Annotated in this window: 22 protein-coding genes, 1 pseudogene and 1 riboswitch; of the genes and pseudogenes, 7 read left to right on the forward strand and 16 right to left on the reverse strand. The window is 72.8% G+C overall.

Annotation, left to right across the window (positions count from 1 at the left end):
• Window positions 1–89: 89 nt before the first annotated feature.
• From ACF1A5_RS20840 to ACF1A5_RS20855, 4 genes are all read left to right on the forward strand, one after another.
• Window positions 90–830: an ABC transporter ATP-binding protein gene (locus ACF1A5_RS20840; protein WP_392194496.1), complete on the forward strand. Its 741-nt coding sequence runs from the start codon at window positions 90–92 to the stop codon at window positions 828–830.
• Window positions 812–2,356, forward strand: coding sequence for a hypothetical protein (locus ACF1A5_RS20845; protein WP_392194348.1), 1,545 nt, complete (start codon window positions 812–814; stop codon window positions 2,354–2,356). The genes ACF1A5_RS20840 and ACF1A5_RS20845 overlap by 19 nt, the downstream gene beginning before the upstream one ends.
• 155 nt (window positions 2,357–2,511) lie before the next feature.
• A complete protein-coding gene (locus tag ACF1A5_RS20850; RefSeq protein WP_392194349.1) occupies window positions 2,512–2,919 on the forward strand; it encodes a VOC family protein in 408 nt (135 codons plus the stop codon).
• A gap of 201 nt (window positions 2,920–3,120) precedes the next feature.
• The gene (locus ACF1A5_RS20855) at window positions 3,121–3,828 is read left to right on the forward strand and encodes an LAETG motif-containing sortase-dependent surface protein (protein ID WP_392194350.1); all 708 of its coding nucleotides are present in this window, start codon (window positions 3,121–3,123) and stop codon (window positions 3,826–3,828) included.
• A 212-nt stretch (window positions 3,829–4,040) separates the two neighbouring features.
• Here the strand turns inward: ACF1A5_RS20855 and ACF1A5_RS20860 are convergent, their stop codons facing one another.
• From ACF1A5_RS20860 to rlmN, 4 genes are all read right to left on the reverse strand, one after another.
• Window positions 4,041–5,060, reverse strand: a complete 1,020-nt coding sequence (locus tag ACF1A5_RS20860; RefSeq protein ID WP_392194351.1) for an ABC transporter ATP-binding protein — start codon at window positions 5,058–5,060, stop codon at window positions 4,041–4,043.
• Complete coding sequence (locus tag ACF1A5_RS20865; RefSeq protein ID WP_392194497.1) at window positions 5,061–6,662, reverse strand: ABC transporter permease; 1,602 nt, start codon at window positions 6,660–6,662, stop codon at window positions 5,061–5,063.
• 56 nt (window positions 6,663–6,718) lie between these two features.
• Window positions 6,719–7,795: a thiamine ABC transporter substrate binding subunit gene (locus tag ACF1A5_RS20870; RefSeq protein WP_392194352.1), complete on the reverse strand. Its 1,077-nt coding sequence runs from the start codon at window positions 7,793–7,795 to the stop codon at window positions 6,719–6,721.
• 92 nt (window positions 7,796–7,887) lie between these two features.
• A riboswitch (TPP riboswitch) is annotated at window positions 7,888–7,995 on the reverse strand.
• Window positions 7,996–8,080: 85 nt separating this feature from the next.
• A complete protein-coding gene (gene rlmN / locus ACF1A5_RS20875; RefSeq protein WP_392194353.1) occupies window positions 8,081–9,187 on the reverse strand; it encodes a 23S rRNA (adenine(2503)-C(2))-methyltransferase RlmN in 1,107 nt (368 codons plus the stop codon).
• Window positions 9,188–9,486: 299 nt separating this feature from the next.
• Here rlmN and ACF1A5_RS20880 point away from each other — a divergent pair, with 299 nt between their 5' ends.
• Window positions 9,487–9,900 (forward strand): hypothetical protein, encoded by a 414-nt coding sequence (locus tag ACF1A5_RS20880; RefSeq protein WP_392194354.1) that lies wholly within the window; start codon window positions 9,487–9,489, stop codon window positions 9,898–9,900.
• A gap of 265 nt (window positions 9,901–10,165) precedes the next feature.
• Window positions 10,166–11,461, forward strand: coding sequence for a PP2C family protein-serine/threonine phosphatase (locus ACF1A5_RS20885; protein WP_392194355.1), 1,296 nt, complete (start codon window positions 10,166–10,168; stop codon window positions 11,459–11,461).
• Window positions 11,462–11,586: 125 nt separating this feature from the next.
• Here the strand turns inward: ACF1A5_RS20885 and ACF1A5_RS20890 are convergent, their stop codons facing one another.
• The 5 genes from ACF1A5_RS20890 to rpsB all read right to left on the reverse strand — a co-directional run bounded on the left by ACF1A5_RS20890 (window position 11,587) and on the right by rpsB (window position 16,406).
• The gene (locus tag ACF1A5_RS20890; protein WP_392194356.1) at window positions 11,587–12,768 is read right to left on the reverse strand and encodes a phosphatidate cytidylyltransferase; all 1,182 of its coding nucleotides are present in this window, start codon (window positions 12,766–12,768) and stop codon (window positions 11,587–11,589) included.
• Entirely contained in the window at window positions 12,768–13,325 is a 558-nt protein-coding gene (gene frr, locus ACF1A5_RS20895; RefSeq protein ID WP_356191161.1) for a ribosome recycling factor, read from the reverse strand. Before frr ends, ACF1A5_RS20890 begins: the two co-directional genes overlap by 1 nt.
• Window positions 13,326–13,532: 207 nt before the next feature.
• Window positions 13,533–14,291 (reverse strand): UMP kinase, encoded by a 759-nt coding sequence (pyrH, locus tag ACF1A5_RS20900; protein ID WP_392194357.1) that lies wholly within the window; start codon window positions 14,289–14,291, stop codon window positions 13,533–13,535.
• Between the two features lie 203 nt (window positions 14,292–14,494).
• Window positions 14,495–15,331 (reverse strand): translation elongation factor Ts, encoded by an 837-nt coding sequence (tsf, locus tag ACF1A5_RS20905; protein WP_356191738.1) that lies wholly within the window; start codon window positions 15,329–15,331, stop codon window positions 14,495–14,497.
• A 151-nt stretch (window positions 15,332–15,482) separates the two neighbouring features.
• The gene (gene rpsB, locus ACF1A5_RS20910) at window positions 15,483–16,406 is read right to left on the reverse strand and encodes a 30S ribosomal protein S2 (protein WP_392194358.1); all 924 of its coding nucleotides are present in this window, start codon (window positions 16,404–16,406) and stop codon (window positions 15,483–15,485) included.
• A gap of 350 nt (window positions 16,407–16,756) precedes the next feature.
• On the opposite strand from rpsB, the pseudogene ACF1A5_RS20915 reads away from it, so the two are divergent.
• A pseudogene (locus tag ACF1A5_RS20915) lies at window positions 16,757–17,380 on the forward strand (M23 family metallopeptidase); the annotation flags it as partial.
• 293 nt (window positions 17,381–17,673) lie between these two features.
• On the opposite strand, the gene ACF1A5_RS20920 reads toward ACF1A5_RS20915, so the two are convergent.
• The 7 genes from ACF1A5_RS20920 to ACF1A5_RS20950 all read right to left on the reverse strand — a co-directional run bounded on the left by ACF1A5_RS20920 (window position 17,674) and on the right by ACF1A5_RS20950 (window position 23,721).
• On the reverse strand, window positions 17,674–18,231 hold the full coding sequence (locus ACF1A5_RS20920; RefSeq protein ID WP_392194498.1) for a TetR/AcrR family transcriptional regulator: 558 nt from the start codon (window positions 18,229–18,231) through the stop codon (window positions 17,674–17,676).
• A gap of 263 nt (window positions 18,232–18,494) precedes the next feature.
• Window positions 18,495–19,331, reverse strand: a complete 837-nt coding sequence (whiG, locus tag ACF1A5_RS20925; protein ID WP_392194359.1) for an RNA polymerase sigma factor WhiG — start codon at window positions 19,329–19,331, stop codon at window positions 18,495–18,497.
• 273 nt (window positions 19,332–19,604) lie between these two features.
• Window positions 19,605–20,765: a DNA-processing protein DprA gene (gene dprA / locus ACF1A5_RS20930; protein WP_392194360.1), complete on the reverse strand. Its 1,161-nt coding sequence runs from the start codon at window positions 20,763–20,765 to the stop codon at window positions 19,605–19,607.
• Window positions 20,762–22,387, reverse strand: coding sequence for a YifB family Mg chelatase-like AAA ATPase (locus tag ACF1A5_RS20935; RefSeq protein ID WP_392194361.1), 1,626 nt, complete (start codon window positions 22,385–22,387; stop codon window positions 20,762–20,764). Before ACF1A5_RS20935 ends, dprA begins: the two co-directional genes overlap by 4 nt.
• On the reverse strand, window positions 22,387–22,749 hold the full coding sequence (locus ACF1A5_RS20940) for a YraN family protein (protein WP_392194362.1): 363 nt from the start codon (window positions 22,747–22,749) through the stop codon (window positions 22,387–22,389). Before ACF1A5_RS20940 ends, ACF1A5_RS20935 begins: the two co-directional genes overlap by 1 nt.
• Window positions 22,750–22,879: 130 nt before the next feature.
• Window positions 22,880–23,188, reverse strand: a complete 309-nt coding sequence (locus ACF1A5_RS20945) for a DUF2469 domain-containing protein (RefSeq protein WP_003993268.1) — start codon at window positions 23,186–23,188, stop codon at window positions 22,880–22,882.
• 56 nt (window positions 23,189–23,244) lie between these two features.
• Entirely contained in the window at window positions 23,245–23,721 is a 477-nt protein-coding gene (locus tag ACF1A5_RS20950; protein ID WP_392194499.1) for an NUDIX hydrolase, read from the reverse strand.
• Window positions 23,722–23,728: the final 7 nt, after the last annotated feature.

Raw genomic sequence — 23,728 nt, forward strand, 5'->3', positions numbered from 1 at the left:
GACCGACCGGCTTCGCCTTCGTTCCCCCGGACGGGGGAAATCGCGGATCCCGCACGGCATTTCCGATGTGAACCGAGGTGTACGCCATGGTGGTGGCCCCGCCGGACAACGACGTGCTCTGGGCACGCGCACTGCACTTCACCCACGACGACGGCTCGCCCGCGCTCAGCGGTGTCTCGCTCGGCGTCCGTCAGGGCGAGATCCTCGCCGTGAGCGGCCCGAACGGCAGTGGCAAGACGACCCTGCTGCACTGCCTGTCGGGGCTGGTGCCCGCGCAGCGCGGCGAGGTCTGGTTCAACAGCACGCCCGTGCACACCATGGGCCCGCTGACCCGGGAGCGGATGCGCCGCGACCGGTTCGGCTGGATCGACCCGTCCCCCGTGCTCGTCCCGGAGCTGAACGTCTGGGAGAACACGGCGCTGCCCCTGATGCTGCGCGGCACCAGCCGGCGCCGCGCCAAGACGGCCGCGCTGGAGTGGCTGGAGCGACTCGACGTCGGGGAGCTCACCCGGAGGCGCCCGCACCAGCTGCGCCAGGCCGAGCGGCAGCGCGTGTGCATCGCCCGCGCGCTCGCGCCCGCGCCGACGGTGCTGTTCGCCGACGAGCCCACCGCGCCGCTGCACCGTGCCGACCGCGCCCATGTGCTGCGCACGCTCACCACGGCGGCCCGCTCGCACGGCATCACGGTCGTGCTCGCCACGCACGACACGGAGACCGCGGCCCTCGCCGACCGCACGGTGGCGCTGCTCGACGGGCGGTGCGTGAGGACCGTGCACCTGCCGCCCGTCGGCGAGACGGAGGGCAGGGCGGCGTGCTCGCTCTCCGTCTGACCCGCGCCGCCCGCCCGGCCGTGCAACTGCGCCGTCTGACGGTCGCGGCGGCGTCGGCGGGCACGGGCTTCCTCCTGCTGTGCACCCTCGGCTACGCGCTCGGCCGCCCCGAGCACTCCGCCGCCGCCGCGCTGCGGCTGTCCTGGTGCGCGGTGCCGCTGGCCGCCACGGTCCACCTCGCGGTGGCGGTCGCCCGCACCGACCCGGGCACGCGGCCCCGCCCCGGCCTGTCCGCGCTCGGCCTCGGGCCCGGCCGTCTGATGGCCCTCTCGGCGGCCACGACGGCCCTGTCCTGCACGCTCGGCTCGCTGCTCGCGCTGCTGGCCTTCGTGCTCCTGCGCGGCAACCTCACGACGCTGTCCTTCGGCGGCGCGGTCCAGGAGTTCCTCGCCGCGCACCAGCCGCTGCCGGTCCCGGCCGTGCTCACGCTGCTGGTGCTGGTTCCCGCGCTCGCGTCGGTGGCGGCGGCCCTGGTGCTGCGGCCGCGCGAGCGCGGGCGGACGGCCGGGGCACGGGGCGCGGTCCGGGGGTTCGGCCGGTTCGGGGCGTACGGGCGGGCGGGGGCACGGGAGACGTTCGGGGCGTACGGACGGTTCGGGGCCCGGCTGAGGGGCGGGGCGGGCGCGTCCGGAGCCGCGGCGGGCGCCGACCCGGCCACGCCCTCCGCGCCGCTCGCCGGCGGTCGTAGGGGCAGGGCGGCGCGGGTCCTCGCGGCGGCGGGCGCTCCGGCGGCCGAGGGCCGTGCGGCCGCGGCCGGACTGCCCGCCGCCGCGGACGGCTCCCCCGCGGCCGACGGCTCCCCCGTGTCGGCGGACGACTGGGCCGGCGCGCTCACCGGTGCGGAGCACGACGACGCCGACCCGCACCGCCCCCCGGCCCCGCGCCGGCCCCCCGCCGGCCTCCCCTGGGGCATCGCCGTACTCGCCGCCGGCCTGGCCGTGGAGGCGTACGCGAACCGGTTCGTCACCCTCTCCGGCCCCGTTCGGCCCGGCGACGGGGCGGCCGCCTCGGGGCCCACCCTGCCCGGCGGTCTCACCGCGGGCACCGCGCCCACCCTCGTCGGCTGGCTGCTGACCGCCCTGGGCCTCGCCCTGGCGGGTCCCGGCCTGACCCATCTGATGGGGTGGCTGCTCCAGGCCGTGCGCCCCGGTGCCGTGCGCCTGCTGGCCGGCCGGGTCCTGATGGAGGAGGCGGGCCGCATCGGCCGCCCGCTGGGCGTCGTCTGCGCGGTGGCCTCGGGGACGTACGCCATGATCGTGCTGTACCGCGAGGGCGCACCGGCCTTCGGGCCGCTCACCCTGCTCGGCACGCTGCTCGTGACGGGCTGCTCGGTGGCCACTTTGCTGATCGCGGCCGTCGAGGCGCGCCAGGCCCGCGCCGGCACCACCGCCGCGCTGCTGCGGCTCGGTGCGCCCGCCACGGCCCTGCGCGCGGCCGCCGCCCTGCGCGCCGCCGCACTGCTGGGCCTGTTCGCCCCGCTCACCCTGGCCGTCGCCGACCTCGCCGCCCTGCCGCTGGCCGCCTGAGCGGACGCGGAGGGCGGCGCGCGGCGAGCGGTCGGCGGCGGGTCGGGGACGGGACGGAGACGCGGGGCGGAGAGAGTTCTGCGCCCGCCGATGAGTTTCGTGCGGGTTCCCGGTCTACCCCCACCGAACGGCACGCACCCGATGGGAGACCTCGCATGTACCAGCAGATGATCTTCGTGAACCTGGCCACCGACGACGTCGAGGCGTCCGGGAAGTTCTTCACGGAGCTCGGATACACCATCAACCCGCAGTTCAGCACCGACGAGTGCGCCTGTGTCGTGATCAGCGACACCATCGTCGCGATGCTGCTCAGCAGGCAGCACTACGCGACCTTCACCCAGAAGGAGATCGTCGACTCGACCAAGGCCAGCGAGGTGCTGCTGTGCCTGAGCGCCGAGAGCCGCGAGAAGGTCGACGAGCTGGTCGACCGGGCGGTCGCGGCCGGCGGCCGGGCGACGGGCCGGACGCAGGACCACGGCTTCATGTACGGCCGCGCCTTCGACGACCTCGACGGACACACCTGGGAGGTCATGTGGATGGACCCGGCGGCCGTGCAGCGTTGAGGCCCCCAAGGCCTTGAAACATCGGGGTGGTTAATAAGCAGGCAAAGTCAACACCTCCGGGGCGCATATGCATTGACACTTGATGGGGCCCACCAATACACCTGTGAGCTCCTGGGGATGCCGGGGCGTCACCTAGCGGCCGCCTCAAGTCCCCTTCAACCCCCCTCAATTGCACATCCCCCGAAGGGCAAAGTGGCCATCTTGTCCATATCCCGACGCAGCGCACGCACCGTGCGCGCCCTCGGTGTCGCCTCCGTGTCCGCCGCCCTCGCACTCGGCGCGGCGGGCAACGCGCTCGCCTGCGACATCACCGAGTTCTCCGCCGAGGCCAAGTGCGAAGGCGGCAAGGGCGTCGTCGTCGTCACCGACAAGGACCCCTCCGGCACTCCGGCGGTCGTCTCCGTGTTCCTCGAGAACAACGGCGCGGACGCGAGGAAGGTCGGCGAGAAGCGGGTCGCCGGTTCGCTCAAGGGCACCGCGGTCACCTTCACGGAGAACTGGGAGCCGAACGCCATCTACCGCGTCCACGTCAAGGCCGGCAAGGGCGGCAAGAAGAAGGCGCTGGTCGACGCGGACATCACGCCGAACCTGACCACTCCGTCCACGGCCTGCGCGACGCAGGAGAGCAAGTCCCCGACCCCGTCGACGCCCACGAGCAGGCCCCCCTCCCCGACCGCTTCGGCGCCCGCGGCCGGCACCACGGCGCCGTCCGGTTCGCAGAGCAGCACCGCTCCGGCCGGCGCCGCGAGCAACGCTCCGTCGCCCGCGGCCGGTGACTCCAACCTCGCCGAGACCGGCGCGAGTTCGAACACCGGTCTGATCGCCGGGATCGCGGTGGCCCTGGTCGTCGTCGGCGGCGGTGCCGTCTTCCTCGGCCTGCGCCGGCGCGGGGCCAACAGCGGGCGCTGACGCCCCGCGCACCGACGGGCGGCGGACGCGTCGCCCGCCGCACACGCCGCCGGCCCGTCCCCTCGGTCGAGGAGGGGACGGGCCATCGGCGTTCCCGGTCACCCGGAGGTGGCCCGCTCCTCCAGCCAGAACTCCGCAGAGCGCGGTCCCCGACCACGTCCGACTCGGCGCCGCACGAGTCGCGTCGTGGGCCGCACCCTGCGGACGGCCGGTCAGCCGAGCACCACGGTTTCGACCGCGTCGAACTCCACCCCGACCTCGTCCCCGACCTCCGGCGCGTGCCGCAGTGCGCAGGCCGCCTCCAGCCTGGGCGCATCGTCCGGCTGGAGGTGCACCGCGACATGGGTGCCCCGGAAGGCGCGGGCGGTGACCGTGCAGCGCAGGCCCTGGTCGGCGGGGACGAGACGGACGCCGGCGGGCCGGACGAGGAGGGTGCGGGCACCCTGCGGCGCTCCCTCGGGCACGGGCACCTTGCCCCACGGGGTGACCGCGGCCTGGCCGCCGACGGTCGCGTCGACGACGTTGTCGAAGCCGAGGAAGCGCGCCACGAACGCGTCCGCCGGCCGCTGCCACACCTCGAGCGGCGTGCCGGACTGGGCGATCCGCCCGTCCCGCATCACCACCACCCGGTCGGCGAGCGCGAAGGCCTCGCCCTGGTCGTGGGTGACGGCGAGCACGGTGGTGCCCAACCGGTCGAACAGCTCGCGCAGTTCGACGACGAGCCGCTCACGCAGCGAGCGGTCGAGCTGGCCGAGCGGTTCGTCGAGCATGAGCAGCCGGGGCCGGGGCGCGAGCGCCCGGGCCAGCGCCACCCGCTGCTGCTCCCCGCCGGAGAGGGCGGACACCGCCCGCGACCCGGCGCCGGGCAGCCCGACCAGCTCCAGCAACTCCCCCACACGTGAAGCTCGTTCGCTCTTCTCCGCGCCGCGCATCCGCAGCCCGAACGCGACGTTGCCGCCGACGTCCCGCTGCGGGAAGAGCTGGTGGTCCTGGAACATCAGCCCGACCTCGCGCCGGTGCGCGGCCACCCCGGCCTGGTCCCGTCCGTCGAGCAGCACCCGTCCGGAGTCCAGCGGCTGCAGCCCGGCCACCGCCCGCAGCAGCGTGGACTTGCCGCTGCCGCTGGGGCCGAGGACGCACACGATCTCGTGCTGTGCGACATCGAGGTCGACGGCGTCCAGGACGGGCCGCCCGCCGAGGCGGACGGTCACGGCGGCCAGGCTCAGCAGCATCTAGAACTCCCCGCTCCGGTCGGTGCGCAGCCGCTCCAGGACGAGCAGCGCGGCCGCGCACACCACCATCAGAATCGTCGACAGGGCCATCGCCTGGCCGTAGTTGAGGTCGCCGGGCCGTGCGAGCAGCCGGGCCACGGCGACCGGCAGGGTCGGGTTGTCGGGCCGCGCGATGAACACGGTCGCCCCGAACTCGCCGAGCGAGACCGCGAAGGCGAACCCGGCGGCGATCAGCAGCGCCCGGCGCACCATCGGCAGGTCCACCTCGCGCCACACCCGCCACGGCGACGCCCCGAGCACGGCCGCCGCCTCCCGCAGCCGCGCGTCCACCGCCCGCAGCACCGGCAGCATGGTCCGGACCACGAAGGGGACGCCGACGAGGGCCTGGGCGAGCGGCACCAGGAGCCAGGAGGACCTCAGATCCAGCGGCGGCTCGTCCAGGGCGATCAGGAACCCGAAGCCGACGGTCACCGCGGACACCCCGAGCGGCAGCATCAGCAGCGCGTCGAACCCGCGGACGATCCGGCCGGCGTCCCGGCGGGTGAGCGCGGCGGCGGCGAGAGCGCCGATCAGCACGGCGACGGCGGTGGCGGCGACCGCGTAGGACAGGGAGGTGCCGATGGCGGTGACCGGCGCCACCAGGAAGGTGCCGCCGTCGGCGTCGGTCAGCGCCCGGTAGTAGCCGAGGCCGGGTGCTTGCAGCGACCGCTGCACGAGCACCGCCAGCGGCAGCAGAAGCAGCACCACGACGGTGCCGAGGACGCCCGCGAGGAGCGCCCACTGACCGGCCCCGCGGGGTCGGCGCGCGGTCATGGAGGCGTCGACGAGCTTCAGGGCCGCCTCCCGCCGCCGTACGGTCCGGGCGTGCACGGCGAGGATCGCGCCGACCGCCAGGAACTGGACGACGGTGAGGACGGCGGCGGTGGACAGGTCGAAGATCTCGGAGGTCTGCCGGTAGATCTCCACTTCGAGGGTGGAGAAGGTGGGGCCGCCGAGGATCTGCACCACGCCGAAGGAGGTGAAGGTGAACAGGAAGACCATGAGCGCGGCGGCGGCGACCGCGGGCGCGAGGGCGGGCAGGGTGACCTTGCGCCAGGCCCGCATCGGTGAGGCGCCGAGCATCCGGGCGGCCTCCTCCTGCCGCGGGTCGAGCTGGGCCCACAGACCGCCCACGGTCCGTACGACGACGGCGTAGTTGAAGAAGACGTGCGCCAGCAGGATCGCCCAGACCGTGGTGTCCAGCCGTACGCCCCACAGCTGGTCGAGGAGCCCGCCGCGCCCGACCAGGGCGAGGAAGGCGGTGCCGACGACGACCGTGGGCAGCACGAAGGGCACGGTGACCACGGCGCGCAGGACCTGCCGGCCCGGGAAGTCGAGGCGGGCGAAGACGTACGCGCCGGGCAGCGCGACCAGCAGGGTGAGCGCGGTGGAGGCGCACGCCTGCCAGGTGGTGAACCACAGCACGTGCCGGATGTCGGGCTGCCCGAGCACGTCCACGAGCCGCCCCAACCGCCAGACGCCGTCGACCCGGAGGCCGCGCCGGACGATCGCGGCCACCGGGTAGGCGAAGAACAGCGCGAAGAACGCGACGGGCACGGCCATCAGGCCGAACCGCGCCGCGTTCCCCGTGCGCACCGGCGCACGGCCCTCGCGCGGGGTCACTTCAGTACGAGCGACGTCCACGACTTGACCCACTGGTCACGGTCGGCGGCGATCTTGCCGGGGGCCATGGTCTCGGGGGCCTTGGCGGGCGGGCCGTACCGGGTGAACTCGGCGGGCACCTTCGCGCCCCCGACCACCGGGTAGACGAACATGTTCAGCGGCATGTCCTCCTGGAACCTCTTGGAGATCAGGAAGTCGACGAGCGCCTTGCCGCCCTTGTCGTTCTTCGCGTTGCTCAGCAGCCCGGCGAACTCGATCTGCCGGAAGCAGGTGCCGGTGGCGACCCCGGTCGGGGCGGTCTTCGGCCGGGGGTCGGCGAAGACGACCTCGGCGGGCGGGGAGGAGGCGTAGGAGACCACGAGCGGCCGGTCGCCCTTGGCCTTCCTGCCGGCCGCGGAGCCGGAGAACTCCCCGTTGTAGGCCTGCTCCCAGCCGTCGACCACCTTGACGCCGTTGGCCTTGAGCTTCTTCCAGTAGCCGGACCAGCCACCGTCGCCGTACTTCGCGGCGCTGCCGAGCAGGAAGCCGAGGCCGGGCGACGAGGTGGCGGCGTTCTCGGTGACGAGCAGGTTCTTGTACGCCGGCTTGACCAGGTCGTCGAAGGACTGCGGCGGGGTCAGCTTGTGCTTGCCGAACCACTCCTTGTCGTAGTTGACGCAGATGTCGCCGTAGTCGATCGGGGTGACCCGGTGCTTTGCCCGGTCGAGCTGGTAGGCGGCGCCGACCTGGTCGAGTCCCTTGGCCCGGTACGGCTGGAACAGCCCGTTGTCGAGGGCGCGGGACAACAGGGTGTTGTCGACGCCGAAGAAGACGTCGCCCTGCGGGTTGTCCTTGGTGAGGATGGCCTTGTTGACGGCCTGTCCGGCGTCGCCGTCCTTGAGGACCCTGACCTTGTACCCGGACTGCTTCTCGAACTCCTTGAGGACGTTCTTCGACACGGCCCACGCGTCGTGGCTGACCAGGGTCACGGTCTTGGTGTCGCCGCCACTGCCGCCCGCGGAACCGTTCGACGATCCGCAGGCGGACAGCGTGACGAGGCCGAGCCCGACGGCCACGAAGGTCTTGGTGTGCACTGGATTTTCCTCCTGGGGTTGGCCAGGAAGAGACGCGGCCCTGCCCGGGTCCGGCGGACGGTGTCCGCGGGTTCCCGGGCAGGGCGCAACAGCTCGAGTGAAGACCGATCTCCCTACCCAGAATGACCCGGGCGAGGTTCGGAGGGTCTGCGGCCCGATTGCCGCACTCTCAGCGCTGTGGCGCTCCCCTGTCGGAATATGAAGATGTTGATATATGGACGGCCTCAGACTACCCCCCGTCCCGGTGGCACAACCCGCCCCGTCCCGGTGGCAGCCGTCCGGCCGCTACCTCTCCGTGGCGGCGAGCTGCCCGCACGCCCCGTCGATCTCCTGGCCCCGGGTGTCCCGGATGGTGACCGGCACACCGTGGGCGGCGATCGCCTCGACGAAGGCCTTCTCGTCCTCGGGCCGGGACGCGGTCCACTTGGAGCCCGGCGTCGGGTTCAGCGGGATGAGGTTGACGTGCACGGGCTTGCCCTTGAGCAGCCGCCCGAGCCGGTCCCCGCGCCACGCCTGGTCGTTGATGTCCCGGATCAGCGCGTACTCGATGGACAGCCGGCGCCCGGACCTGGCCGCGTACTCGAACCCGGCGTCCAGCACCTCGCGCACCTTCCACCGGGTGTTCACCGGTACGAGGGTGTCGCGCAGCTCGTCGTCCGGCGCGTGCAGGGAGACGGCCAGGCGGCACTTGAAGCCCTCGTCGGCGAACCGGTGGATGGCCGGGACGAGACCGACGGTGGACACGGTGATCCCGCGCTGCGACAGGCCCAGCCCGTCCGGCTCGGGGTCGGTCAGGGCCCGGATGGCGCCGACGACGCGCCGGTAGTTGGCGAGCGGCTCACCCATGCCCATGAAGACGATGTTCGACAGCCGCGCGGGGCCGCCCGGGACCTCGCCGTCGCGCAGGGCCCGCATCCCGTCCACGATCTGGTGCACGATCTCGGCGGTCGACAGATTGCGGTCCAGACCGGCCTGGCCGGTGGCGCAGAACGGGCAGTTCATACCGCAGCCGGCCTGCGAGCTGATGCACATGGTCACCCGGTCCGGGTAGCGCATGAGCACCGACTCCACGAGGGTGCCGTCGAACAGCCGCCACAGCGTCTTGCGTGTGGTGCCCTGGTCGGTCGACAGGTGCCGCACCACCGTCATCAGGTCCGGCAGCAGCGCCTCCCGCAGCTTGGCGCGCGCCCCGGCGGGGATGTCGGTCCACTGCTCCGGGTCGTGCGCGTACCGCGCGAAGTAGTGCTGCGAGAGCTGCTTGGCACGGAACGGCTTCTCGCCGATCGCGGCGACAGCCTCCTTGCGCTCGGCAGGAGTGAGATCGGCAAGGTGCCGCGGCGGCTTCTTGGCTCCGCGCGGGGCGACGAAAGTGAGTTCTCCGGGCTTAGGCATGGCGGTACCAGTGTCGCAGATCCAATCGGGTGACCTGGGGGTGTCGCCGGCGACGACCGTCGTCGGCAGTCGTCACCGGGCGACCTCGGAGGGCCAGGGACGGCCCGGGAAGGGAGCCGGCCGCGACGGCGCCTCTCCCGTGTCACTCGTCCGCGCCGTCGGGGGCGACGGCGGGCCGCCCTCCGCTGAGGCTGGGACCTGACAGGGGTGCGGCGCGCCGCATCTTCGGAATCCCACTGACCGGACGGATCGCGGCACGGCGGACCCGCTCCGCCGAGGAAGGGAGGAGGGGTCTGCGCATGACACACCGCATCGCGATGACGCCGGAGGCCGCCTGGCCGGCCAGGTGGGCGGGGGTTCTGCTGTGTCTCGCGGTGGCCACCGTCCATGTCGTGGACCAGGGCGGCATCACGGCGACGAGGGACCCCTACTACATCGGCGTCGCCTACCACGTCCTGGAGGTCGCGGCCGTGGTCGCCGCAGCGCTGCTCCTGGTCGGTCTCGTCCGGCTGGGATGGCTGCTGGCGATCGGGGTCGCCGCCGGCCCTCTGCTGGGGTACGTCCTCTCCAGGGGGCCGGGACTGCCCGGCTACACCGAGGACGTCGGCAATTGGACGGAACCGCTCGGGCTGGTCAGCCTGGCCCTCGAAGGTGCCCTGCTCCTCCTGTCGGTGCCGCTCGCCGTGCGAAGCCTGCGCCGCGGGTCCCGCTAGACAGCTCGTTGCGCCTTTGACGCAGTCTCGCCGTGACCACCCACGAGCGGTCACGCCGACCACTGCCGGCACGCCTCCTGGCCCCGATCCCGGCCTCGGGTGTGCGGGGCGTGCATCCGGGGACCGCGTATGCGCCGAATGCGTACGTATTGGGTTGATCGGCCCTTTGAGGTGCCGATCGGCCCCTTGTGGTGGTGAAGTCCACCGCGTTCCCTGGAGGGACGGCGGGTGGGGCGTACGGGACGTGCGGCTGGAGGTGGTCGGAGTGCGGGACGTCATCGGCAGACTGGCGGGTGCCCGCGTCTGGCGTCATCCCGCGACCGTCACGGTGGCGCTGTCGCTCCTCCCGGTGATCCTGCTGGTGGTGGACATGCTGACGCCGGAGGACGTCCGCTTCGGCGCGCTGATGGTGGCGGCGCCCGCCCTCGCGGCCGTCTTCTGCAGCCCCACCGGCGTCCTGGTGGTGATCGCGGTGACCCTGCCCTGTGTGGTCGGCGCGTCCGCGGCGAACGACATACTCGACAGGGCCAACTTCCCGGTGCAGCTGGGCACCATCACGCTGATCAGCGTGGCCGCCCTGGCAGCCAGCGCCGTGCGGATGCGCAGGGAGCGGGAACTGGCCCGGTCCCGCTGGGTCGCCCAGGTCACCCAGCGCGTCCTGCTGCGCCCGCTGCCGTGCCGGCTCGGCCCCTTCGACCTCGCCTCGCTGTATCTGGCAGCCGACGAGGAGGCCGCCATAGGCGGTGACCTGTACGCGGTCGCCCGCTGCGGCTCGTCCGCGCGGATCCTGCTGGGCGACGTGCAGGGCAAGGGGCTGGCCGCGCTGCAGATGGTCAGCTATGTGCTGAACGACTTCCGGCACTCGGTACGCCACGGCAGCCCGCTGCCGGACGTGGTGCGCGAGCTGGAGACGTCCTTCCGGGAGGAGATGCGCGAACTGTGCGAGGCGGCCGACACCGCCCCCGGCCCGGGCACCGCGCGGGACGCGGACAAGGTCGCCGGCGTTCCGTACGGCACCGACGTGGTGATCGGCGCGGGCGTCCCGTACGACGCGGACGCGATTCCCGGCGCGGGCAGCCCGCCCGGCGAGGAGTCGTTCGTCACCGCGGTCGTGGTGGAGCTGCCCGACGACGGCCCCATGCGCCTGGCGAATCTGGGGCATCCGCCGCCGCTGCTCCTGCACGACGGGACGGTCCGCGCCCTGGAACCGAAGGTGCCGGTGCCGCCGCTCGGCCTCGCCGACCTCAACGGCGGGGACGTCGTGGTGGAGGAGGCGGACTTCCCGCCGGGCGCCACCCTGCTGCTCTACACCGACGGGGTGACCGAGGCCCGCGGGCCGTCCGGCGACTTCTACCCCCTCGCCGACCGGCTGCGGCGCTGGACCGCCCTGCCCCCGGACGCCCTGCTGACCGCCGTCCACGCGGATCTGCGGCGGTACGTGGGTGGTGCCCGGCTCGCCGACGACGTGGCCATGGTGGCGGTCCGGCGCTCCCCCGCCGCCGTCGCCACCGCCCCGGACCCGGGCCCCGACGCCCTCACGGCCGCGCTCCTGGAGAACTGACACCGGCGGAGAGCCACGGACGGAGCCCGACGGAAAGGGGAAGGGACCCGCGGCCACGGCCTCGCGGGTCCCTTCCCTCATGCCTTCCGCACGTACGGGTACGTACGGGTACGCGCCGTCCTCGGTCAGCCGCCCCCGACGAAGAGCACCATCAGCAGCCACACCACGGGGGCGGTGGGCAGCAGCGAGTCCAGGCGGTCCATGATGCCGCCGTGGCCCGGCAGCAGTGTGCCCATGTCCTTGATGCCCAGGTCCCGCTTGATCATGGACTCGCCGAGGTCGCCGAGCGTGGCGCTGGCGGCGACCGCCAGGCCGAGCAGCAGACCCTGCCACCAGCTGCCGCCGTCGATCAGGAACTGCATGCACAGCGCCCCGGCCACCATGGCGAAGGAGACCGCGCCGACCAGGCCCTCGCGGGTCTTGCCGGGGCTGATGCGCGGGGCGAGCTTGTGCGTGCCGAAGCGCCAGCCGACGGCGTACGCGCCGGTGTCGCTGACCACGGTCAGCAACAGGAACGTCAGCACCCGGAAGGGGCCGTCCTCGGCGGTGAGCATCATCGCGACGAACGTGGCCAGGAACGGCACGTAGAACGCGGCGAAGACACCCGCCGTGACGTCCCTCAGATAGCCCTCGGGCGGTTCCGTCATGCGCCAGACCAGGACCGCGAGCGCGGTCAGCGCCATCGCGACCCAGGCGCCCTCGGCGTCCCGGACGTATCCGGCGACCACCATCGCGGCACCGCCGACCGCGAGCGGGACGAGCGGCGCCCTGATGCCCTTGCGCTCCTCCAGCCGCTTGGTCAGCTCCCACAGCCCCACGACGACCGCGACGGCGACGACACCGACGAACACGGCCTTGACGACGAACAGCGACGCGATGATCACGACACCGAGCCCGACACCGACTCCTATGGCAGCGCCCAGGTCGCGGCCCGCGCTCTTCTTCTGCGGTGCGGGCGGCGCCGGCTGCGGGGCGTCGGGCATGGGCTCCGGATTCTGCGACGCCGGCCCGGGGAAGGAAGACGTCTGCGGCGTGTCGTAGGGCCGCGGCCGGACTGCGTCGTACGGCTGCGGCTGCGGCGGGTCGTCGGGGCGGAACAAGGGGCCGCTCAGCCGCGCGGCCCCCCGGTCGTCATCCTGGATTCCGCCGTGAACGGGCACGTCGGGCACGACGGGCATGGGGCGAGTCTGCTGGGCGTTGTGCGCATCGTACGCGGGACCCGCCGGGACGGCCCCCTGCACGGGTCCCTGGTCCGCGGACCCCCAGTACCCGGCCTGTTGCGGCGCTCCCCAGGAAGAGTCGTTCATCAGACCTCGAGCAGCTCCGCTTCCTTGTGCTTCAGGAGCTCGTCGACCTGCGCCACGTACTTCGCGGTGAGGTCGTCGAGCTCCTTCTCCGCACGGCGGCCCTCGTCCTCGCCGACCTCGCCGTCCTTGATCAGCTTGTCGATCGCGTCCTTGGCCTTGCGGCGGACGGAGCGGATGGACACCTTGGCGTCCTCGCCCTTGCCCTTGGCCACCTTGATGTACTCGCGGCGGCGCTCCTCGGTGAGCTCGGGGAACACCACACGGATGATGTTGCCGTCGTTGCTCGGGTTGACGCCCAGGTCGGAGTCCCGGATCGCCTGCTCGATGTTGCGCAGCGCGCTCTTGTCGAACGGGGTCACGACGGCCATGCGCGGCTCCGGCACGGAGAACGAGGCCAGCTGGTTGATCGGCGTCGCCGCGCCGTAGTAGTCGGCCACGATCTTGTTGAACATCGCCGGGTGCGCACGGCCGGTGCGGATCGCGGCGAAGTCCTCCTTGGCGACCACGACGGCCTTCTCCATCTTCTCCTCGGCCTCGAGGAGGGTCTCTTCGATCACCACTTGCTCCTGCGTGTCTGTGAGTAGGCCCGGCTGCTGTTCCCTGTCGGGGCGGCGGCCGGCTGCGTCGCGTCTTCTTCCTGCACGGTTCCCGACCGGCAGGACATTGTCCATCCCCCGGCCGGGTCCGTCCCGCCCGTCCCCGGGCAGGTGCCGTTCCGCGGACCGGACGACTCCGGTCGGTTCCGGAACCGGATGGTTCTGCGGTCAGTCCCGGCTGCCGTGGTCGCCCACGAGCGTGCCGATCTTCTCACCCTTGACGGCGCGGGCGATATTGCCCTCCTTCAGGAGCTCGAAGACGACGATCGGGAGCTTGTTGTCGCGGCACAGCGTGACCGCCGTGGCGTCGGCGACCTTCAGGTCGCGCGTGATGACCTCGCCGTAGCCGAGCGAATCGAACTTCACGGCGTCCGGGTTGGTCTTCGGGTCGGAGTCGTACACCCCGTCCACGCCGTTCTTGCCCATCAGCAGCGCCTCGGCGTCGATCTCCAGGGCGCGCTGGGCGGCGGTGGTGTCGGTGGAGAAGTACGGCATTCCCATACCGGCGCCGAAGATGACCACGCGGCCCTTCTCCAGGTGCCGCACGGCGCGCAGCGGGATGTACGGCTCGGCGACCTGGCCCATGGTGATGGCGGTCTGGACCCGGCTGTCGATGCCTTCCTTCTCCAGGAAGTCCTGCAGGGCGAGGCAGTTCATCACGGTGCCGAGCATGCCCATGTAGTCCGAGCGGGCGCGGTCCATGCCGCGCTGCTGGAGCTCGGCGCCGCGGAAGAAGTTGCCGCCGCCGATCACGACCGCGATCTCGGCGCCGTCCCGGACGACGGCCGCGATCTCACGGGCGATGGCGTGCACCACATCGGGGTCCACGCCCAGGCCCCCACCGCCGGAGAAGGCCTCGCCGGACAGCTTCAGCAGAAACCGGCCGGGTACTTTGCCGTCGTCGCTCTTCTGGGCCTTGGTGGTCATGGAGATCCCGCCTCTTTTACGTGGTGCACATGCGAAGAAGGCCATTGCCGGTGGGGAGTGTTTCGCATCCCATGCGCGGCAATGGCCTCCTCGTCAGATCTGCTGTCGTCCGTCACGCGCGCGTGCGTTCGTGACGCATCCGCGAGCCACACGGACGACTGCTGTCGACCCTATCCGGGTCGGGCGTCCGTCGCGGTACGGACTCAGATGCCGACCTTGATGCGCGTGAAGCGCTTCAGGGTGACACCGGCCTCGTCCAGAACCTTCTGGACGGACTTCTTGTTGTCCAGGGCGTACGGCTGGCCGAGCAGGGTGGCGTCCTTGAAGAAGCCGTTCAGACGACCCTCGACGATCTTGGCGATCGCGGCCTCGGGCTTGCCCTCGGCGCGGGTGGTCTCCTCGGCGATGCGACGCTCGGACTCGACGACCTCGGCCGGGACGTCCTCCTTGGCGAGGTACTTCGGCGCGAAGGCGGCGATGTGCTGGGCGATGCCCTTGGCGACCTCGGCGTTCGGCTTGTCGAACTCGACGAGGACACCGATCTGCGGGGGCAGGTCGGGCATCGTGCGGTGCATGTACGCGGTCACGTAGCCGTCGGCGAACTGCGCGAAGCGGTCCAGGACGATCTTCTCGCCGAGGTTGGCGTTGGCCTCGTCCACGAAGGCCTGGACGGTCTTGCCGGCCTCGATCTCGGAGGCGAGCAGGGCCTCCAGGTCGGCCGGGGAGGTCTTGGCGACGTGCTCGGCGATCGCCGTGGCGGCGGCCTGGAACTTGTCACCCTTGGCGACGAAGTCCGTCTCGCACTTCAGCTCGACGAGGACGCCGGAGGAGTTGTCGTCGGCGATGATCGAGACCACGGCGCCGTTCTCGGCGGAGCGGCCCTCGCGCTTGGCGACGCCCTTCTGGCCCTTGATGCGCAGCGCCTCGACGGCCTTCTCGACGTTGCCCTCGGCCTCGTCCAGCGCCTTCTTGCAGTCCATCATGCCGGCGCCCGTGAGCTCGCGGAGCTTCTTGACGTCGGCGGCGGTGTAGTTCGCCATGAGTCTGTGAGTCTTTCTCGAAGTCTGGAAGATCGAAGATCAGGGGGTCTGCGGTTCCCATGGAGAGGGAGGCCGCTGACGCACCGCTGGCCTACGGGTGAACGGCGGGAGCGGACTTCATGTCGGCGCTCCCGCCGTCAACGCCGACGGGTCAGGCCTGCTCGCCCTCGGCGGCCGGAGCCTCCGTGGCGGGGGCCTCCGCAGCAGGGGCCTCGGCGGCGGGCGCCTCGGCAGCGGGCGCCTCGGCAGCGGGCGCCTCGGCAGCGGGCGCCTCGGCGGCGGCGGGGGCCTCCTCGGCCTTCTTCTCGCCCTCGAGCAGGTCGCGCTCCCACTCGGCGAGCGGCTCGCCCGCCGCCTTCTCGCCCTTGCCCTCGGCCGCGGCGCCGGAACGGGCGATGAGGCCCTCGGCGACGGCGTCGGCGATCACGCGGGTGAGCAGGGTGACGGAGCGGATCGCGTCGTCGTTGCCCGGGATCTTGTAGTCGACCTCGTCGGGGTCGCAGTTGGTGTCGAGGATGGCGACGACCGGGATGTTGAGCTTCCGGGCCTCACCGACCGCGATGTGCTCCTTCTTGGTGTCCACGATCCAGACGGCGCTGGGCACCTTCTGCATCTCGCGGATACCGCCGAGGGTCTTCTCCAGCTTGGCCTTCTCCCGGGAGAGGACCAACAGCTCCTTCTTGGTCAGACCGGAGGCCGCGACGTCCTCGAAGTCGATCTGCTCGAGCTCCTTGAGGCGCTGCAGACGCTTGTAGACGGTCGAGAAGTTGGTGAGCATGCCGCCCAGCCAGCGCTGGTTGACGTAGGGCATGCCGACGCGGGTGGCCTGCTCGGCGATGGCCTCCTGCGCCTGCTTCTTCGTGCCGACGAACATGACCGTGCCGCCGTGGGCGACGGTCTCCTTGACGAACTCGTAGGCGCGGTCGATGTACGACAGCGACTGGAGCAGGTCGATGATGTAGATGCCGTTGCGCTCGGTGAAGATGAAGCGCTTCATCTTCGGGTTCCAGCGACGGGTCTGGTGACCGAAGTGGACGCCGCTCTCCAGCAGCTCCCGCATCGTGACGACGGCCATGGCCGTATCTCCTTGAATTTCTCGGTTGTGCCGCGGATGCCGGACGGCTTCCGCGCCTGACGCCCACAACGCGCCGTGCCGCTGAGGACCGAGAGGCGCTGACACCGACCGTCTCCGGCCAGGATGTCGGGGCGTGCGAAGTCGACCCGGTGACCCGGATCGCCACCAGAAGTGTACGGGACCCGGGAGGCCCCGGGTGACGCCGCTGTCCACAACCGGTGGGTTGTCCACAGATCCCGGCCGTGATCGGCGGGGTGCGGGACGGTGGGCGCATGGATCACATGCGGACGAGGACGACGAGTCGGGCGGGCGGATCGCGGGGGTCGCGCCGATCGCTGCTCGGTGCGGTGGTGAGTGTGCTGGTGTCGGTGAGCGTCGTGGCGTCGGCGGGGTGGACGGCTTGGGCGGGTGGTGGCGGCGACGACAGCGGCGGTGGTGGCGGTAGGGGCGGCGGTCCGGCACCGCCGCCCGGGTCCGCGGCCACGGCGGATCCGGGCGCGTCGGTCCCGGGGGCGCCGGTCCCGGCCGTGGGGCGCGCGTGGCCCGTGGGCGTACGTCCTCCGGTCCTGCGGGGCTGGGAGCCGCCGGCGACGGTGTACGGCCGGGGGCATCGCGGGGTGGACCTCGGCGCGCCGGCGGGTGGTCCCGTACGGGCGGTCGCCGCGGGCCGGGTGCTCTTCGCGGGGCGGGTCGCGGGCCGCGGGGTCGTCTCCGTGGCACTCACGGGCACGGGAGAGCCGCCCTTGCGGACGACCTACGAACCGGTTCGGGCGTCGGTCGCCGAGGGCACGGAGGTGACGGCGGGCGAGGTGGTCGGCACGGTCGAAGCGACGGGTTCGCACTGCACGGCCCCGTGCGTGCACTGGGGCCTGCTCCGAGGCGACACCTACCTGAACCCCCTGAGCCTGCTCCCGCCGTGGCTGCTCCACCCGGGCCCGTCGAGACTGCTGCCGGTCCTGGGAGTGCCGCCGCCCCGCGCCGGGACGAGCACGGGAGCGGAAGGAGGGTCAGGGACAGGGGCGGGGGCGATGCCGCCGGCCCGGTGAGTGCTCCGCCAGGGGCGAGCGGCCCGGCGCGGAGGTGATACCGCCGGTCCGGTGAGTGCTCCGCCAGGGGCGAGGCTGGAGCGGGAGTCCGCCGGCCGCCCGCGGACTGCGGCGAGTGCTGCTCGGTGGGGACGGGTGCCGCGGGGCGAGGGACGACGGCCGTCGGGCGCTGGGCCGCGTGGGCGAGCGCGCGGAGGCGGTGCGGCCGGCGTCCGTGCGGGTCAGCCGCGTACGCCCCTGAGGGCCATGCTCACGGCTGCCTCCGCGATGGCCGCCGGATCCTCCGCCGCGCCCAGCTCGATCCGGCGCACGGCCGCGTCGACGACTCCCTGGAGCAGCATCGCCGCCAGCCGGGGCTGGGCGTGCCCCAGTTCGGCCAGCGCCTCGACGATCATGGCGATCAACCCACCGTGCGCGGCGCGGATCTTCTCCCGGGCCCCCGCGTCGAGCTCGCTCGCCGAGATCGCCACGACGGCTCGGTGCCGCCGGTCCCCGACCAGCTCCAGCTGCTTGCGGACGTACGCCTCGACCTTGGCCTCCGGGCCGGCCGCACGCTCCATCGCCGCCGAGACCTCCGCCGCCCACAGCGGGAAGTCGGCCGCGCACAGTTCCTCGACCACGGCGGCCCGGGACCGGAAGTACTCGTACACCGACGAGCGCGCCAGTCCCGTCCGCTCGGCCAGGGCCGGGAAGGTCAGCGCCTCCGTCCCGCCCTCGGACAGCAGGGTCCGCGCCGCGTCCAGGAGGGCGGCTCGCTGCATCGACCGGTGCTCGGCCACGGAGGCCGCTCGAATCCTTGGCACGTCGACCACTGTACGGACGCGCCCCGCACGGCGGGAGCGCCTTGGGACGACCCGCCCCGGGCTTCGCCCCGTTCACCCCGACGGGCGGGCGGGCGAGGGCACGACGGCCGGAAGGCCGGAAGGCCGGAAGGCCGGAAGGCCGGAAGGCCGGAAGGCCGGAAGGCCGGAAGGCCGGGACGTCCTGGGCGGCGGGTGGTACCGGCACCGACGGTGGGCGGACTTGGGGCGGCCGCTGGTGATCAGCGGCCGAAGCTCGCCAGTTTCGCCCGCAGCTGGAGCACCGACTTGGTGTGGATCTGGCTGACCCGGCTCTCGGTCACCCCGAGCACGTTACCGATCTCGGCGAGCGTGAGGCCCTCGTAGTAGTACAGCGTGACGACGGTCTTCTCACGCTCCGGCAGGGTGTTGATCGCCCGCGCCAGGAACCGCCGCAGCTCGCGGTCCTCGGCGACCTCCACCGGGTTGTCGGCGGCGGTGTCCTCCAGCGTGTCCATGAAGCTCAGCCCGTCCTCGCCGCCGACGTGCAGCAGCTCCTCCAGGGCCACCACGTTGGCCAGCGACAACTGACTGAACACGGCGTGGAGTTCGTCCACCGCGATGCCCATCTCGGCGGCCACCTCCACCTCCGTCGGCGTGCGCCGCAGCCGCGCCTCCAGGGTCGCGTAGGCCCGCTCCACGTTGCGCGCCTTCTGCCGGACCGACCGCGGGATCCAGTCCAGCGCCCGCAGCTCGTCGATCATCGCGCCGCGGATCCGCGTGATCGCGTAGGTCTCGAACTTGATCTCGCGGTCGACGTCGAACTTCTCGATCGCGTCGATCAGCCCGAAGACCCCGGAGGACACGAAGTCCGCCTGCTCCACATTGGGCGGCAGCCCCACGCTGACCCGCCCCGCCACGTACTTCACCAGGGGCGAGTAGTGCAGGATCAGCTGCTCCCGTAACCGGTCGTCCCCCGTCGCCTTGTACGACCGCCACAACTCGTCGAGCGTCGAGGGAGCGGGCGGCCGCACGCTGCCACCGTCGCGGGCGGCTGGGGGGATCGCCGCCCGGTCGGACCCGGAGGTGTGCTGGGGCATTCGTCGCCTTGTGCCGTTCTGCCGTGGAGTGCGGGAGCCTGGGTGAGGGTGTCGGTCTGGTGCCGGCATCGGGTTTCTGTGTCGGAATCCTCGTGAGCGTAGCGTGACTGGGGTGTCGCGGTGCGCGAACGGCGGGGCGCGAGGCGTGCGCAGATTCGTTCCGTTGGGTGTCCCGCGCCGGTCGCGCCCGTCACCGCCGGTGACCGACACCACTCTCAACTGCGGTGATTCCGCCAGCCGTCGGCATTCCCCCGGACGGCCGAACACGCTCGGTCAGCACTCGCTCCGCCCGGCTTGAACGGAGATCATCGCCTGGCGTGTCAACTTCCAGCCGTCGCCCTGTCGTTCGACATACCCAAGTGATCGGAGTTCGTACAGTCTCGCGATCGCGTCGTCCGGGGTGGTCCGGGCCCCGCGCGCGACCTCGGCCGCCGTGGCCGCACCGCGGCCGGGCAGGGCGGCCAGGACCTGCCGGGCGTCCGGTTCCAGCAGGTCACGGGGCAGCACCGGCCCGCGCCGGTCCGGTGCCAGCTCGCCCATGTCGCCGACCAGCTCGATCACCTCCGCGGCGTCCCCGACCAGTCCCGCTCCGTCGCGCAGCAGCTCGTGCACCCCGGCGGAGAGGACGCTGGTGGCCGGTCCGGGGACCCCCATGGTGTGGCGCCCCAGCCGCCGCGCCGCCCGCGCGGTGACCAGCGAACCGCTGCGGTAGGCCGCCTCGACGACCACGGTGCCGCGGGTGAGCGCCGCGATGACCCGGTTGCGGACCACGAACCGGCTCGGCGTCGGATGCTCGCCGGGAGGCAACTCCCCCACCACCAGGCCCTGTTGGGCGATGCGGGTGATCAGCCCGGTGTGCCCGCGCGGGTAGGGCCGATCGACACCGCAGGCCAGTACGGCGACGGTGGCGCCGCCCGCGCCGAGCGCGCCGCGATGGGCCGCACCGTCGACGCCGTAGGCCCCGCCGGAGACCACGACCCAGCCGCGCTCGGCCAGACCGGCCGCGAGGGTGGCGGCCATGTGGGCCCCGTACTCCGTGCAGGCCCGGGCGCCCACCACCGCGACCGAGCGCAGCGCCCATATCCGCAGGCTGGGCCTGCCGCGCACCCACAGCCCCGTGGGGCGCGCGTCCCCCAGGTCGTCGAGCTGCGCGGGCCACTCGGTGTCGCCGGGCCGCACGAACCGCACGCCGGCGCTCCGCGCCAGATCCAGATCCCGCTCGGGCGCGGCGCGGACGGCCCGCGCGCGCAGCCCCGCCCAGCGCTTGTCCGACACCCCGGCCGGGCGCGGGCCGTCCTCCCGCAGCCGGCGCGCCACCTCCACCGCCCCGAACTCGCGCACCCACCGCCCGCCCACCTCGTCCCCGGGTTCGAGGACCCGGCCGAGGAAGACCCGGGCGAGCAGTTCGGCGTCGGGGCCGTCCTCGGTGCTCACGTCAGCGCTCCGATCGCCATCGGGACGCCCCGCGGCACTCCGGTGCGCAGGTGCAGGGCCAGGGCGACGTCGGTCGCGTCGGGCCGGTCGTGGCCGACGAGGTCCGCCACGGTCCAGGCGACCCGCAGGACGCGATCGAGACCGCGGGCGGTCAGGACGCCGCGCTCCAGATTCCGGTCGGCCTCGTCCAGCGCGCCGGGTGCCGCGTGCCAGCGGTTGCGCAGCTCCCTCCCGGGCACCTCGCTGTTGGTGCGCCAGGGCGTGCCCGTGAGCCGTGCCGCCGCGCGTTCCCGGGCGGTACGTACCCGGTCGGCGACCGTCGCCGTGGACTCCCCGGCGGCGCCGCGCCGGCTGAGTTCGGCCCGGGTGACCGGGTCGACCTCGACCCGGAGGTCGACCCGGTCGAGCAGCGGGCCGGAGATCCGGCCCTGGTAGCGGCGGATCGCCGAGGGCGGGCACTCGCACAGGGAGTCGCGCAGCGAGAAACGCCCGCACGGGCACGGGTTGGCCGTGAGCACCATCAGGAACCGGGCCGGGAACCGCACGACCCCGGCGCTGCGGGCGATCACGACATGACCCGCCTCCAGGGGCTGGCGCAGGGCGTCGAGCACCCGGCCGCTGAACTCCGGGGCCTCGTCCAGGAACAGCACGCCCCGGTGGGCCAGCGACACGGCGCCGGGTCGGGCCACGCCGGGGCCGCCGCCGACCAGGGCCTGCATCGTGGCCGAGTGGTGCGGGGCGCAGTAGGGGGCCGTGTCGATCAGCGGTCTGCCGGGTGGCAGCAGTCCGGCCACCGAGTGCACCGCCGTGACCTCCAGCGACTCCGCGCGGCCGAGCGGGGGCAGGACGGCGGGCATCCGCTCCGCGAGCATGGTCTTGCCCGCGCCCGGCGGTCCCTCAAGGAACAGGTGGTGTCCCCCCGCCGCGGCGACCTCCACCGCCGTACGCGCCGAGGACTGGCCGACGACGTCGGCGAGGTCGTGCCCGTGGTCCTGCTGCGCGGCGCCCACGCTGTGCATGCCGGTGGCCGCGCCGGTGCCCGGCACGCGCAGGCCGGCCAGGAGCGGGTCCGGACGCCCCCGTTCCTCCGGCTCCTCCTCGGGGACGGGCTCGTCGGTCAGCACGGCGATCAGTTGCCGCAGGCTGCGGACGCCGAGCACGGAGACGCCGGGCACGAGCGAGGCCTCGGCGGCGGCGCACTCGGGTACGACCACCTGCTCGTACCCCGCGTCCGCCGCGGCCAGCACCGCGGGCAGGATGCCGCGCACCGGGCGGACCCGCCCGTCCAGACCCAGCTCTCCGATCATCACGATGTCGGCGAGGACCCGTGGGTCGATCCGCTCCGCGGCACCGAGCACCGCGCAGGCGACGGCCATGTCGAAACCGCTGCCGGCCTTCGGCACCGAGGCCGGGCTCAGCCCCACCGTGAGCTTCTTCTGCGGCCACTCGGCGCCGGAGTTCGCCACCGCCGCCCGCACCCGGTCGCGGCTCTCCGTCAGGCTCTTGTCCGGGAGGCCGACCAGGGTGAAGGCCGCGACGCCGGGTTCCAGGTCGGCCTGGACCTCGACGACCACGCCCTCGACGCCGACGAGGGCGACCGCACACGTTCGGGCGAATCCCATCAGGACACCCCCCGCGCGTGCTCGACCACGGGCGCGCCGCGCCGGGGCAGGACGATGCCGACCAGGTCGATGCGGACGCCGCCCGGAGGGGCCCCTCCGTGCGTGTGGATCCAGCGCTCGGCCAGGCTCCGCAGCCGCTCGGCCTTCTGCGGCGTGATGGCGGCCATCGGCCGGCCGAAGGCCCCCGCCCTGCGGGTCTTCACCTCGCAGACGACCAGGGCGTCGCCGTCCCGGGCGACGATGTCGATCTCGCCGGTCCGGCCGCAGCGCCAGTTGCGCGCCAGGACCGTCATTCCGCCCTCGGCCAGCCGTCGCGCGGCCAGCCGCTCCCCGTACCTGCCGAGTGCACTGCGTGCGTTCATGTCGGCACCACCTCCGGCGCCCACGGTCACGCATCCGCTCCGAAGGAGTGGATCTTGGTGGGCTACCCGGCGGTTGTGGACAACTCCGTCACTCACACGGGTGAGCGAGGCGAGAGACGGAGACCGGCGATCAACCGCTCGGCAGCTCCAGGTCGCTCTTGTTCAGCTCCTCGATGTTCACGTCCTTGAACGTGAGGACGCGTACCTGCTTCACGAAACGGGCCGGCCGGTACATGTCCCACACCCAGGCGTCCGCCATGGACACCTCGAAGAACACCTCACCCTGGACCGAGTGGACCTGCATCTCGTAGTCGTTGGTGAGGTAGAAACGCCGCTCGGTCTCGATCACGTATTTGAACAGACCGACGACATCGCGGTACTCCCGGTAGAGCTTCAGCTCCATCTCGGTCTCGTACTTTTCGAGGTCCTCGGCGCTCATGGCATGTTCCCCTTCAGCCGTGCGGTCCCCCCATTGTGCGCCAGTCCCGCGGAGCCCTAGACGATTTCCGTGTCCAGGGTTACGGGCCCGGCCGGCGGACCTTCGTCGAGCAGTGTGCTCAGCAGCTCGGCGAGTCTGGTCGGATACACCGTCTCATGCGCCCGGGTCAGTTCCCGGCACGTCCACCAGCGCGCTCCGGAGACACTGCGCCGCTCCAGCTCGGTGAGGGCCACCGCCGCGGTCGCCGTCTGGGTCGTACGGGCCAGGTAGTACCACTCGTCCTGGTCCCAGCGTCGGCCCGCGAACGGGAACGAGCACGTCCGGCGCCACAGCACCGGACCGAGCTCGACCTCGGTGATACCCGTCTCCTCCGCGAGTTCCCGGAGAGCGGCCTCCTCGCGCGTCTCCTCGCCCTCCAGACCGCCGCCGGGGGTGAACCACCAGTCGTCGGCCGGATCGTCCGGCTCGTGCCCGTGCAGCAGGAGGATGCGGTCCTCGGGGTCGAGCAGGACCACCCGGGCCACCCTCCGCAGCCCGCCG

The sequence above is a fragment of the Streptomyces sp. NPDC014864 genome, from assembly GCF_043081525.1.
GTDB lineage: Bacteria > Actinomycetota > Actinomycetes > Streptomycetales > Streptomycetaceae > Streptomyces.